At 66.5% G+C, this 13,771-nt stretch carries 9 protein-coding genes; 3 read left to right on the forward strand and 6 right to left on the reverse strand.

Annotated elements, in window-relative coordinates; translation table 11 throughout:
* Position 1 precedes the first annotated feature (1 nt).
* Positions 2-1,852, forward strand: coding sequence for a type VII secretion AAA-ATPase EccA (gene eccA / locus G6N32_RS00745; RefSeq protein WP_115317793.1), 1,851 nt, complete (start codon positions 2-4; stop codon positions 1,850-1,852).
* On the opposite strand, the gene G6N32_RS00750 is transcribed toward eccA, so the two are convergent.
* Together G6N32_RS00750 and G6N32_RS00755 are read right to left on the reverse strand one after the other, a co-directional pair.
* Positions 1,842-2,591 (reverse strand): serine/threonine protein kinase, encoded by a 750-nt coding sequence (locus G6N32_RS00750; protein WP_163789041.1) that lies wholly within the window; start codon positions 2,589-2,591, stop codon positions 1,842-1,844. The two genes, eccA and G6N32_RS00750, sit on opposite strands and share 11 nt — an antisense overlap.
* Positions 2,578-3,639 (reverse strand): MinD/ParA family ATP-binding protein, encoded by a 1,062-nt coding sequence (locus G6N32_RS00755; protein ID WP_115317791.1) that lies wholly within the window; start codon positions 3,637-3,639, stop codon positions 2,578-2,580. The genes G6N32_RS00750 and G6N32_RS00755 overlap by 14 nt, the downstream gene beginning before the upstream one ends.
* Before the next feature lie 533 nt (positions 3,640-4,172).
* Here G6N32_RS00755 and gltB point away from each other — a divergent pair.
* Positions 4,173-8,753 carry a glutamate synthase large subunit gene (gene gltB / locus G6N32_RS00760; protein WP_163789056.1) on the forward strand — a complete coding sequence of 1,527 codons (4,581 nt, stop codon included), beginning with the start codon at positions 4,173-4,175 and terminating at the stop codon, positions 8,751-8,753.
* On the forward strand, positions 8,746-10,215 hold the full coding sequence (locus G6N32_RS00765) for a glutamate synthase subunit beta (RefSeq protein WP_115317790.1): 1,470 nt from the start codon (positions 8,746-8,748) through the stop codon (positions 10,213-10,215). The genes gltB and G6N32_RS00765 overlap by 8 nt, the downstream gene beginning before the upstream one ends.
* Positions 10,216-10,582: 367 nt before the next feature.
* Here G6N32_RS00765 and G6N32_RS00770 read toward each other — a convergent pair whose 3' ends face one another.
* Genes G6N32_RS00770 through G6N32_RS00785 form a run of 4 tightly spaced genes read right to left on the reverse strand, consistent with a single transcriptional unit; the run spans position 10,583 to position 13,764 of the window.
* On the reverse strand, positions 10,583-11,425 hold the full coding sequence (locus G6N32_RS00770) for an LLM class F420-dependent oxidoreductase (RefSeq protein ID WP_115317789.1): 843 nt from the start codon (positions 11,423-11,425) through the stop codon (positions 10,583-10,585).
* Between the two features lie 37 nt (positions 11,426-11,462).
* The gene (locus G6N32_RS00775; RefSeq protein ID WP_147291964.1) at positions 11,463-11,723 is read right to left on the reverse strand and encodes a hypothetical protein; all 261 of its coding nucleotides are present in this window, start codon (positions 11,721-11,723) and stop codon (positions 11,463-11,465) included.
* Between the two features lie 23 nt (positions 11,724-11,746).
* Positions 11,747-13,390 carry a SulP family inorganic anion transporter gene (locus tag G6N32_RS00780; protein WP_115317787.1) on the reverse strand — a complete coding sequence of 548 codons (1,644 nt, stop codon included), beginning with the start codon at positions 13,388-13,390 and terminating at the stop codon, positions 11,747-11,749.
* Positions 13,387-13,764: an ArsR/SmtB family transcription factor gene (locus G6N32_RS00785; RefSeq protein WP_115317786.1), complete on the reverse strand. Its 378-nt coding sequence runs from the start codon at positions 13,762-13,764 to the stop codon at positions 13,387-13,389. Before G6N32_RS00785 ends, G6N32_RS00780 begins: the two co-directional genes overlap by 4 nt.
* Between the last annotated feature and the right edge of the window lie 7 nt (positions 13,765-13,771).

The raw sequence follows: 13,771 nt of genomic DNA on the forward strand, positions 1-13,771 counted from the left end.
CATGACCAGTAGTGCAGATACCGCGGCCGCCCGTCGCCAGTTCGACCAGGCGATGGCTGTGCTGGAGTCCGATCCTGCGACCGCCCTGCGGCATTTCCGCGACGCCACCGGGATCGACCCGTCCATGGCCGATGCGTGGCTGGGCAGGATCTCGGCCGGCGACGATGCACTGGATTCGCTGCAGCAGCTGTTCGCCTACGGGTCGCGGTTGCATCGCGAGTCCAACCGACTCGGTGTGCGACTGGGTGCGCCGATCAAGGCCGGCCCATACCTGTCGATCACCGTCACCGAGTCGTCGCACGCCGGCCTGGCGCTGGCGAGTGCGCTGGTCGACGACAAGCAGTTCGAGAAAGCCGAAGCGGTGCTGGAGGATTCGGCACTGCTGGATACCTGGGAAAACCATCAGTGGCAGCAGTACGTGCGGGCATATCTGATGTTCGCCACTCAGCGCTGGCCGGACGTCATCGCCGAGGCGGCTCGGGTGCTGCCCCCGCAGGCGATCATCATGTCGGCGGTCACGGCGGCCACCAACGCGCTGGCCGCGCACGCCGCCGCGCATCTGGGGCAGGGCCGGGTGGCTCTCGATTGGGCTGACCGGGTGGAGCTGCGCACCGAGCGTGGCGCCGCCGAGACCCGCAGGCACAGCTTGTTGGATACGGCGGTCACCGCGATCGATCCGCTCGAATTTCCGCTCATCGCAGCTGATCTCGCGTATGTGCGAGGGATGGCGCACCGCCAGCTCGGCGAGGAGGACAAGGCGCAGATCTGGTTGTCGAAGGCCACGATCAACGGCGTGCTCATCGATCCGGCCAAGCAGGCGCTGGCCGATCAGCGGCTGCAGCTGGTCGTCACCGACGAGGACACGATCAACAGCCGCTCCAACAAGTGGGACGCCAGCACCGAGCAGTCGGAGAACGAGCGGGCCGAAGAGGAGAACGCCGAGCGGCGGACCGAGCTGCTGGCCGAAGGCCGTGCGCTGCTGAACAATCAGGTGGGCCTGGCCGACGTCAAGCGGGCGGTCGCCGAGCTCGAAGACCAGATCGAGGTCCGCGAGCTGCGGCTTGCCCACGGCCTACCGGTGACCAACCAGACGAATCACATGCTCCTCGTCGGTCCACCCGGCACCGGTAAGACGACGACGGCCGAGGCGCTCGGCAAGATCTACGCCGGACTGGGCATCGTCCGGCATCCGGAGATCATCGAGGTCAAGCGCGCCGACTTCTGCGGCGAGCACATCGGGTCGTCGGGGCCGAAAACCAATGAGCTGATCAGTCGTTCGCTGGGACGCATTTTGTTCATGGACGAGTTCTACTCCCTGGTGGAGCGCCATCACGACGGCCGGCCGGACATGATCGGTATGGAGGCGGTGAACCAGTTGCTGGTCGCTTTGGAGGTGCACCGCTTCGACTTCTGCTTCATCGGTGCCGGTTACGAGAAGGAAGTCGACGAATTCCTCACCGTGAACCCGGGTTTGGCGGGACGTTTCAACCGTAAGCTGCGGTTCGAGTCGTACAGCCCCGATGAGCTGGTGCAGATCGCCGTCCGCTACGGCGGGCCGCGCGCCACGGTGATCGAACCGGCTGCGCAGGACGCACTGAACGCGGCGTGCCGCAAGTTGCGGGCCTACCTCGCCCCCGACGGCACTCACGGTATCGACGTCATGCAGAACGGCCGCTTCGCCCGCAACGTCGTGGAACGCGCTGAGCGGCTGCGTGATTCGCGGGTAGCCGCGCAGAACCGCACCAGTCGTGGCTCGGTGACCGTCGAGGATCTGGAGACGCTGCGCACCCAGGACCTGATGGCAGCGGTTGCGGACGCATGCGCGGAAAAGCATGTGCCCATCAGTCTTTGACGTGTAGTGCCGCATCAGCGGCGTGCGCAAGCCCACCGGCGCTCGGGTAGCGCAGCCGAGTGTCCTTCGCCATCGCCGTGGCAATGACGTGGTTCATGGCGGCAGGCAGCCACGGTGCGAACCGGGTGGGCCGTGGGGGTTCGCGATGCAGATGGGCCTGCACCACCTCGTCCTTGGAGCCGGCGTCGAAGAACGGCGGCTTCCCGGTCAGCAGCCGAAACAGCGAGCAGCCCAATGAATATACGTCAGCCCGCCCGTCCACTTCGTTGCCGCACAACATCTCCGGCGCCGCATAGGCGGCAGACGTCAGCACCATTCCGTCGGCGGCGAAAGGGCGCGACCCGAAATCGGCGAGCAGAACCCGGTCGCGGTCCAGAAGGAAATTCGACGGCTTCACGTCACCGTGCACCACGCCCTGCGCATGCGCGTAGTCCAGCGCCCGAGCGATGTCGGCGATGATGTGCACCGCCCGCTCAGGTGACATCCGCCCGGCCCGCAGTTCGCTGTCCGCATCCCCACCGGCCACGTACTGCATTGCCAGCCAGTGCTTTCCGTCCGGCGTGGTGCCCTGCTCGTAGACCGGCACGATATTGGGATGGACAACGGCCGGGGGTGCGCCGGACGTGGAGACCTTGAGCGCGACCGGCGTCGCTGAATCGTGTGCCAGATACACGGTGCCCACACCGCCCGTGCCCAGCACGGATTCGACGACGTAGCCGCCGATACTAACGGGGTCCACGGGGCGGGATGGTTGCGAAGAACTGCGAAATGACCGCTGCCACTTCGACGAACGCACGGCGGGTCGGCATCGACATCTCGGCGGTGCTGTTGATGACCCCTCCGGGGCGCAGGCCCGGATCGAACGGCACCTCCACCACCGCCTGCCGCCGGGAGCGGAACTGGTCGGCGAGCACCCCGCGCGTCTTCTTGTCGGAGTGCCCGTCGGAATCGTTGAGCACGATCACCGAACGCTGCATCAATCCGGTCTTGCCGTGGGCAGCAAGCCATTCCATCGTCTGTGCGGCCGCTGAGGCCCCGTCCGGCCACGGCGATGACACCACGATCAGCGCGTCCATGTCGCGCATCGCTTCCTGGGTGACCGGGGCGTCCATCGTCGAACCGCAGTCGACGATGGAAATCGTGAAGTGCCGGTCGAGCCGCATTGTGGCCTCGCGGTAGATCGCCGGGTCCAGAATCCCGCGGCGACTGCCGTTCTCCCCGGCCAGCACGAACAATCCCGACGAATTGCTGCCCATCCGGGTGAGCACCTCGGCGAACGAGCGCAGGTTTTTGTTCTTGGCCAGCTCCCAGTAGGAGCCGTCGGCGCGCGGGTCGATCCGGCTGCCGAGCCGGCCGAACGCGGTGTCGGCGTCCACCGCCACCACCCGGTCACCGCGGCGCAGCTCGGCCAGCACACATCCGACGCTGGCCGACACCGTCGTCTTGCCGACACCGCCCTTGCCCAGCACACCGATCTTGTAGTGGCCGCGCAACGGGGCGGCCACCATGGCCTCCATCGCGGCCTGGCGCTTGTCCTCGCGCGACGGGCCGGGGTTGACCAGCCCGAACGTCGCGGCATGGACCCCTCGGCGCCAACCCCGGGTCGGCTTGGGCTTGGCCGGCTGGGCCGGTCGGTGCGCCGGCACCGGGGGATACGGCACCCGCGGCATCGGTGGCATCGGGGCCGCAGGCACCTCGATGCGGGGCAGCCGCTCGGTGGGCGGGCCGCTGGCATACCCAGGCGGGGGCGGACCCTGCCGGTATCGGTAGTCGTCGCGGTCGGTCATCGTATTCAGTATCGCTGGTCGCTCGAGATCGACGTTTTGTTGGGCTTCACCGGGACTTTCGCTGCGATTTGTCGGTTTGGACGAAGCAAAGCTAAGAATCCGACCAGAGTTTGTGCAAAGTCTCGGGCCGGACCGCCGTAGGCCCCGTGGTGCCGGTGACGACGGCTGATGTGAGGTACGCCGCACCGGTCGGGCAGGCTACCTACGCCCTCAGCAAACAACCGCCGCCGGGGCGAACGGTGCTCCCCATCTGTGCCCTGGTCCCGGAACCGCGCATCAGCGCCTCAAAAGGGGTCCTGGACAACGGATTCCGCAGCCAATTGCCCCCGGCGATCACGTCTTCGATTCTCGCGGCAGAGCAACCAAGTAAGCCTAGACTAAGTTGGCATGTCAGGCGGGGTTTGACATATCGTTTTACAACTTGTTGACACCACAGTGGAGCCCCGTTCAGTGACGCACGGAGGAATCCCTGGCGGGGCGCGGTGACGTCGATGAACCACCGCGCACAAAAGCTTGTGAAGGGTCAGGTGCGAATGCCCAGGAGTGTCGGGCTGTACAACCCCGCATATGAGCACGATGCCTGTGGCGTCGCCATGGTCGCGGACATGCACGGCCGTCGCAGCCGGGACATCGTCGACAAGGCGATCACCGCACTGCTGAACATGGAGCATCGCGGTGCCCAGGGCGCGGAGCCGAACACCGGCGACGGTGCGGGCATCCTGCTGCAGGTTCCCGACGCCTTCCTGCGGGCCGTGGTCGACTTCGAGCTGCCCGAGGAGGGCAGCTATGCCACCGGCATCGCCTTCCTACCGCAGTCCTCGCGGGACGCGGCGGCGGCGTGCGAGTCGGTCGGCAAGATCGTCGAAGCCGAAGGCCTGACGTTGCTCGGCTGGCGTGACGTGCCGACCGACGATTCGTCCCTCGGCGCGTTGGCCCGCGATGCGATGCCGACCTTCCGGCAGGTGTTCATCGGAGGCGCCTCCGGGATGGACCTGGAACGCCGTGCCTACGTGGTGCGCAAGCGCGCCGAGCACGAACTGGGCACCAAGGGGCCGGGTCAAGATGGTCCGGGACGTGAAACCGTATACTTCCCAAGCCTTTCCGGCCAGACCTTTGTCTACAAGGGCATGCTGACCACCCCGCAGCTGAAAGCCTTCTATCTCGACTTGCAGGACGATCGGCTGGAAAGCGCGCTGGGCATCGTGCACTCGCGGTTTTCCACCAACACCTTCCCCTCGTGGCCGCTGGCCCACCCGTTCCGCCGGGTCGCCCACAACGGCGAGATCAACACCGTCACCGGTAACGAGAACTGGATGCGGGCTCGCGAGGCGCTGATCAACAGCGACGTGTTCGGCTCGACGCAGGACCTGGACAAGATCTTCCCGATCTGCACGCCAGGCGCGTCGGATACCGCGCGTTTCGACGAGGTCCTCGAACTGCTCCACCTCGGCGGGCGCAGCATCGCCCACGCGATGCTGATGATGATTCCCGAGGCCTGGGAGCGTCACGAATCCATGGATCCGGCCCGGCGCGCGTTCTACGCCTACCATTCGTCGCTCATGGAGCCGTGGGACGGCCCCGCCGCGGTGTGCTTCACCGACGGCACCGTTATCGGCGCCGTCCTCGACCGCAACGGCCTGCGTCCGTCCCGGGTGTGGGTCACCGATGACGGTCTGGTCGTCCTCGCGTCCGAGGCCGGTGTGTTGAACCTCGACCCGTCGACCGTGGTGCGCAAGATGCGCCTGCAGCCCGGCCGCATGTTCCTGGTCGACACCGCGCAGGGTCGCATCGTCTCCGACGAGGAGATCAAGGCCGAGCTCGCCGCGGCCGAGCCGTACCAGGAGTGGCTCGACGCGGGCCAGTTCCATCTCGACGACCTGCCGCCCGGTGATTACGTCCGCATGCCGCACCACCGCGTTGTGCTGCGCCAGCAGGCCTTCGGTTTCACCTACGAGGAGCTCAACCTCCTTGTCGCGCCGATGGCGCGCACCGGAGCCGAAGCGCTCGGCTCGATGGGTACCGACACCCCCGTCGCCGTCTTGTCGGCGCGTCCCCGCATGCTGTTCGACTACTTCCAGCAGTTGTTCGCCCAGGTGACGAACCCGCCGCTGGACGCCATCCGCGAGGAAGTCGTCACCAGCCTGAAGGGCACGGTCGGCCCGGAGAGCGACCTGCTCAACCCCACCGCGGACTCGTGCCGACAGATCATCCTGCCGAACCCGATCCTGCGCAACGCGGACCTGTCGAAGTTGATGTGCGTCGACCCCGACCACGAGATCCGCGGGCACAAGCACGGCCTGCGGGCGGCGGTCATCCGCTGCCTCTACCCGGTCGCGCGCGGCGGTCAGGGGCTCAAGGAGGCGCTCGACGACGTCCGCGCCAAGGTCTCGCAGGCCATCCGCAACGGTGCGCGCATCATCGTGCTCTCCGACCGCGAATCCAACGAATCGCTGGCGCCGATCCCGTCGCTGCTGAGCGTGTCTGCGGTGCACCACCACCTGGTGCGCGACCGGACCCGCACCCAGGTCGGACTCGTCGTCGAGGCCGGCGACGCTCGCGAGGTGCACCACATGGCCGCCCTGCTCGGCTTCGGCGCCGCCGCGATCAATCCGTACATGGCGTTCGAGTCCATCGAGGACATGTGCGACCGCGGCGTGATCGCCGATATCAGCAGCGACCAGGCCAAGGCCAACTACGTCAAGGCCGCGGGCAAGGGCGTTCTGAAGGTGATGTCCAAGATGGGCATCTCGACGCTGGCGTCCTACACCGGTGCCCAGTTGTTCCAGGCGATCGGCATCAGCCAGCAGGTTCTCGACGACTACTTCACCGGGCTGTCCTGTCCGGTCGGCGGCATCGACCTGGACGACATCGCCGCTGACGTCGCCGCCCGTCATGCGCTGGCTTACCTGGATCGTCCCGACGAGCGCGCGCACCGCGAGCTCGAGGTCGGCGGCGAGTACCAGTGGCGCAGGGAAGGCGAATACCACCTCTTCAACCCCGATACCGTCTTCAAGCTGCAGCACGCCACGCGTACCGGCCAATACTCGATCTTCAAGGAGTACACCAAGCTGGTCGACGACCAGAGTGAGCGACTCGCCTCGCTACGTGGTCTGCTCAAGTTCAAAGATGGTGTGCGGCCGTCGATTCCGATCGAGGAAGTCGAACCGGCCAGCGAGATCGTGAAGCGGTTCTCCACCGGCGCCATGAGCTACGGCTCGATCTCGGCCGAGGCGCACGAAACCCTGGCCATCGCGATGAACCGCCTTGGTGGTCGGTCGAACTCGGGTGAGGGCGGCGAGTCCGTCGACCGCTTCGAGCACGACGCCAACGGTGACTGGCGGCGTAGCGCGATCAAGCAGGTGGCCTCCGGCCGCTTCGGTGTGACGTCGCATTACCTGACCAACTGCACCGACATCCAGATCAAGATGGCGCAAGGCGCGAAACCCGGTGAGGGCGGCCAACTTCCGGGTAAAAAGGTGTACCCGTGGGTGGCTGAAGTGCGGCACTCGACGCCTGGTGTCGGCCTGATCTCGCCGCCGCCGCACCACGACATCTACTCGATCGAGGATTTGGCCCAGCTGATCCACGACCTGAAGAACGCCAACCCCCAGGCTCGCGTGCACGTGAAGCTGGTCAGTGAAAACGGTGTCGGCACCGTGGCCGCCGGTGTGTCGAAGGCCCACGCCGACGTCGTGCTCATCTCGGGTCATGACGGTGGTACCGGAGCCACGCCGCTCACCTCGCAGAAGCACGCGGGCGCACCGTGGGAGCTCGGCCTTGCCGAGACTCAACAGACGTTGTTGCTCAACGGACTTCGCGACCGCATCGTCGTGCAGGTCGACGGTCAGCTCAAGACCGGCCGCGACGTCGTCATCGCCGCACTGCTCGGCGGCGAGGAGTTCGGCTTCGCCACCGCACCGCTGGTGGTGGCGGGCTGCGTCATGATGCGGGTCTGCCACCTCGACACCTGCCCCGTGGGCGTCGCCACCCAGAACCCGCTGCTTCGGGAGCGATTCACCGGCAAGCCGGAATTCGTCGAGAACTTCTTCATGTTCATCGCCGAAGAGGTCCGTGAGCTGATGGCTCAGTTGGGCTTCCGCACCGTCAACGAGATGGTGGGCCAGGTCAATGCGCTGGACACCGCGCAGGCAGCCGAGCACTGGAAGGCCCACAAGCTGGACCTGTCCCCGGTGCTGCACGAGCCCGAGTCGGCGTTCATGAACCAGGACCTCTACTGCAGCTCGCGTCAGGACCACGGTCTCGACAAGGCACTCGATCAGCAGCTGATCGCACAGAGTCGCGAGGCGATCGATTCCGGCACGCCGGTGAGGTTCTCGACCTCGATCGCCAACGTCAACCGGACCGTCGGCACCATGCTCGGCCACGAGGTGACCAAGGCGCATGGGGGACAAGGCCTTCCGGACGGAACCATCGACATCACGTTCAACGGATCGGCGGGCAACAGCTTCGGCGCATTCCTCCCCAGGGGCATAACACTGCGTGTCTACGGAGATGCCAACGACTACGTCGGTAAGGGACTGTCCGGCGGCCGGATCGTGGTGCGGCCGTCCGAGAGCGCCCCGAGTGACTTCGTGGCCGAGGACAACATCATCGCGGGCAACGTGATCCTGTTCGGCGCCACCAGCGGGCAGGCGTTCCTGCGCGGCCAGGTCGGCGAGCGGTTCGCGGTGCGCAACTCAGGTGCTCATGCGGTCGTCGAGGGCGTCGGCGACCACGGCTGCGAATACATGACCGGCGGCAAGGTGGCGATCCTCGGACCCACCGGCCGCAACTTCGCCGCGGGCATGTCCGGTGGCATCGCCTACGTCTACGACCAGCATGGGCGTCTCGGCGACAATCTCAACACCGAGATGGTCGATCTGGAGCGACTGGACGCCGATGATGTCGAGTGGCTGCAGGCAATGCTCGTCGCCCATGTCGACGCCACCGATTCGGCGCCTGCGCAACGTATTTTGTCGGACTGGGAGTCTCAACTGAAGCACTTCGTGAAGGTGATGCCACGCGACTATCGGTCGGTTCTGACCGCTATCGCCGAGGCTGAGCGCAACGGCGCGAACGTCGACGACGCGATCATGGCGGCGGCCAATGGCTGATCCGCGCGGTTTTCTCAAGTACACCCACCGTGAGACGCCGGTGCGCCGGCCGGTCGAGCTGCGGCTGAAGGACTGGAAAGAGGTCTACGAAGAGGACTTCTCCCACGACACCCTGGAAGCTCAGGCCTCGCGCTGCATGGATTGCGGTATTCCGTTCTGTCACAACGGTTGCCCGCTGGGCAATCTGATCCCGGAATGGAATGACCTGGTCTACCGAGACAGGTGGCGCGACGCGATCGAGCGGCTGCACGCCACCAACAACTTCCCGGAGTTCACCGGGCGGCTGTGTCCGGCGCCGTGTGAGGCGTCCTGCGTGTTGGGTATCAACCAGGATCCGGTGACGATCAAACAGGTTGAGGTCGAGATCATCGACAACGCATTCGACGAGGGCTGGGTCGTCCCGATGATGCCGGACAAGATGACCGGCAAGAAGGTCGCGGTCGTCGGGTCGGGTCCCGCGGGTCTGGCAGCCGCACAGCAGCTGACCAGAGCCGGGCATCAGGTGACGGTGTTCGAGCGCGCCGATCGCATCGGCGGTCTCCTGCGCTATGGCATCCCCGAGTTCAAGATGGAAAAGCGTCACATCGACCGGCGGCTCGAGCAGATGAAGGCCGAGGGCACCCAGTTCCGCGCCGGGGTCAACGTAGGCGTCGACCTCACTGTCGCGCAGCTGCGGCTGAACTACGACGCCGTCGTGCTCAGCGGTGGCGCGACCGATTGGCGCGACCTGCCGGTCCCGGGCCGCGAGCTCGACGGCATCCATCAGGCCATGGAGTATCTGCCGTGGGCCAACAAGGTTCAGCAGGGCGACCCGGTGCTCGGCGAGGACGGCGAGCCGCCGATCACCGCAAAGGGCAAGAAGGTCATCATCATCGGTGGTGGCGACACGGGTGCCGACTGCCTGGGTACGGCGCACCGGCAGGGTGCGACCAGCATCCACCAGTTCGAGATCATGCCGCGCCCGCCGGAGACCCGTGCCGACTCCACCCCGTGGCCGACGTACCCGTTGATGTTCCGGGTGGCCTCGGCTCATGAGGAGGGCGGCGAGCGGGTGTTCTCGGTCAACACCGAGAAGTTCATCGGCCACGACGGCAAGGTCACCGGTCTGCGCGCGCACGAAGTGGCGATGAAGAACGGCAAGTTCGAGAAGGTGGAAGGCACCGACTTCGAGCTCGAGGCCGATCTGGTGCTGTTGGCGATGGGCTTCGTCGGGCCGGAGAAGCCGGGCCTGCTCACCGACCTCGGTGTTGAGCTCAACGAGCGTGGCAACGTCAGCCGCGACAAGAACTTCGCCACCTCCGTGAAGGGTGTCTTCGTCGCCGGTGACATGGGCCGTGGCCAGTCGCTGATCGTGTGGGCGATCGCCGAAGGCCGTGCCGCGGCCGCCGGCGTCGACCGTTATCTGATGGGGCAGTCGGCGCTGCCGGCACCGATTCTTCCGACCGCGGCGCCGCAGCGCTGATCAACCTGGCGCCACACCAGTAACTCCAGTCCCGCCAGAATCATCGGATTAATCGGCGGCGCGCCTCTTGCTGTTTGCGGTGTGATCTGTGTCTAATTGCTGGAGTGAGCGTTGCGGTAACGTGGGCTCCGTCTGAGCGCAGATCCGACCACAGGAGTGATCCTTGTGTACCTCAACCCGATATCTCGTTCGCGGGTCGGGCGTATTGCCTGGTCCTTCTTCCGTCACCCGGTGAGAAGCCGTGAGTGGCCAGCCAAGCACGAGCGCCTGGTTACGGCCGACGAGCTCGTCCGCTTCGGTTTTTAGCAACTGATTCCGGCGATTGTTGACGCTCGCGCAGCTTTGCCGGCCGTTACCAGGCTGTTATCTAGAGCCCTGAGTCTCGGATCGCTTCGGCGAGCGGCTCCAGCACGGCCGGATCGTGCGGAGGCGGCAGGTAGATGATCGCCAGATCCAGACCCTCGGCCGCCAGTGCGGCGGCCTCGTCGATCGCCTTGCTGTAGTCGTGGTCTTCGCTGAGCCGGACGTGAGCGGAGGTCATGATCTCGCTCGGGTCGCGGCCGATGTCGGCGCAATGCGCCGCCAGAACGCTGCGCTTGTGGGCGAACTCCGCAGGGGTTCCACCGGCGAAATTCCAATGCTGGGCGTATCTCGCCACGATGCGTAGCGTGCGCTTCTCGCCGCTGCCGCCGATGCAGATCGGGGGGTGCGGCCGCTGCGGCCCCTTCGGCTCGTTGCGGGCGTCCTTGAGTTGGTAGTACGTCCCGTCGAAGTTGGTGGTCTCGTCGCTGAGCAGGCCGATCAGCACCTGGCACGCCTCTTCGAAGCGGTCCAGCCGCTCTTTGACGCTGCCCAGCTCGATGCCGTAGGCGCCGGACTCCTCTTCGTTCCAGCCGGCGCCGATGCCGAGTTCGAGACGGCCACCGGAGATGATGTCGACGGCGGAGGCCATGTTGGCCAGCACCGCGGGATGGCGGTAATGGATGCCGCTGACCAGGTTGCCGAGTCGGAGCCGGGTGGTGGCCTGGGCCAGGGCGGTCAGCGTGGTCCAGCCCTCCAGACAGGGGCCGCTCGAGTCCGAGAAGATCGGATAGAAGTGGTCGAAGGTCCAGCCGGAGTGGAAGACGTCGATGTCGTCGGCGGCCTGCCAGACCGCCAGCATGTCGGCCCACGTGGTGTTTTGGGGGGAAGTCTTGAAGGCGAATTGCACTGTGCCGAGCCTAGTCCGGTTCGCTGACCGGCACCTGTCAGGCAGCGTCCATGCGGATCAGTTCGCTGCGGCCGCTGGGCTCACGGCGCAGTGCCTTGCCGAGCGCGTGGACGAGCAGCCACTGGCCCAGTCCGGCAACCACCAGCGGCCAGAGTGCGCCGGCGAGCAGGGCGGGAGCGATCGCGATGGCGGGTGTGGTCAGTTGGCTTCTGCGCGACCAGGCGGCAAACACCATGGCACCACCCGCGACGAGAGTAGCGGCGCACACATACGCGACCACCCATTGCAGAGATGACATGGCAGGCCTGTACCCGAACACTGTCAGGGATAAACCGCCCTGGCCACGTGCGAGCGGGCGTGCGCGATCGCGTCGTCGAAGGAATCGATCAGATGATTCTCGTGGCGCAGCGCGTCGACGATTCCCATGTTGGCCAGCAACGCCATGTGCTCGGGCCGCACTCCTTTGATGATGACGGTGACGCCACGCGATTCCAGGTCTTCGGCGATCTCGGCGAGGGTGTGCGCGCCGGTAGCGTCCAGCATGCCCAGCTGGGACATCCGGATGATCACCACTGACACGTCGGGATAGTTGGTGATCGCGTTGGACAGTCGCTCGGCAGCGCCGAAGAACATCGCGCCGTCCAGTCGCAGCAGCGCGATGCGTTCGTCGCCGGGCCGGGGCGGTCCGGGAAGATCTTCACGGACCACGCTGCTGCGTCGCGCGACCGTCCGCAGCGCGAAGAACGCCGCGACCAGAATGCCGATCTCGACCGCCTCGATCAGGTCGAAGCACACCGTGACCACCGCAGTGAGGGTGAACGCCAGCGCGTCCGAGCGGGTGGAGCCGACGATCTTGGTGACGGTGCTCAACGAGATCATCCGGAACGACGTCACCATCAGCACACCGGCCAAGGCGGACAACGGAATCGCCGCGACCGGGCCGGTGGCCAGATAGACGACGCCGAGCAACAGCAGCGAATGCACGATGGCCGACAGCCGGGTACGAGCTCCGGACCGCACATTCACCGCGGTGCGGGCGATCGCGCCGGTGGCCGGCATGCCGCCGAAGAGGCCGGACGCCATCGACGCCAGACCCTGTCCGACGAGTTCGCGGTCCGGATCGTAGGGGCCGGTCGGTGACATGGTTGCCGCCACCCGCGCCGATAGCAGCGATTCGATGGCGGCGAGCGCGGCGATGGCCACGGCGGCGCCGAGCAGTGTGCGCAGCGCCGCGGGATCGGCGTGCGGCACCAGAGGCGCGGGTAGATGCGCCGGCAGGCTCCCGATCGCGGCGACCGGAAAGTGGACGGCGACGACGAGCAGCGTGCTGACGACGACGGCGGTCAGCGATTCGGGAATCGCGCGGTGCACGCGCGGCAGGCCGACCATGACTGCGGCGACGAAGGCCACCACGGCCAGGGTGCGCCACGCCGACGACCAGTCGGCGTCGGTGACGACCGTCCAGGCGGCGACCAGTGTGCGTTGCCCGCTGGGGGCTGCGACGCCGAACGCCGCGGGCACCTGCTGGAGAAAGATGATCGCCGCAATGCCGAGCGTGAAGCCCTCGATCACCGGCCAGGGGATGAACGTGACCGCCCGGCCCAGGCCGGTGATACCGGCGGCCAGCACGATCAACCCGGCCAGGACCGTGACGAGTGCGACGCTGCCGATGCCGTGTTGGGCCACGATCGGCGCGAGCACCACCGCCATGGCTCCCGTCGGCCCCGACACCTGAACATGCGATCCGCCGAATATCGCGGCGACAACTCCGGCGATCACCGCCGTGATCAATCCCGCGGCCGCCCCGACTCCGGAACTGATTCCGAACGCCAACGCCAGCGGCAGGGCCACCACACCCACCGTGATTCCGGCGAGAATGTCGCGTCGCCACGACCGGGGTAGGTCGGCGTAGTCACTCAGTCGTGGGAGCAGCCGCGACAGCTGACCGGCAGCCCTGGTGATCACTGCGGATGTCCCACCGGAGGCAACGCATCGAACGCCGAGAGCTGTTCGTGGCGGGCCTTGAGCGTGTCGGCCAGAAAGCCGCGCGCAGACACGAGCAGATCCCGGATCGACGGGTGGGCGAGTTCGTAGTGCACGGCGTTGCGAGTCCTCTGCGACGACACGACGTGATGACGTTTGAGGACTGCCAGGTGCTGCGATAGCAGCGTCGGTTCGATCTCGGTCGCCGCGAGGATTTCGCTGACCGGGGTCGGCCGGTCATTCGCCGACAAGATCTCCAGCACGCGAATGCGCGCGGGGTGCGCCAGCGCCTTGAAGAGGTTGGCTTTGATCTCATACAGCGGCCGCTCGTCGCCGGCGGGGAAGCTGGTGGGCATTGGTGGC

The sequence above is a fragment of the Mycolicibacterium aichiense genome, from assembly GCF_010726245.1.
Classification (GTDB): Bacteria; Actinomycetota; Actinomycetes; order Mycobacteriales; family Mycobacteriaceae; genus Mycobacterium; species Mycobacterium aichiense.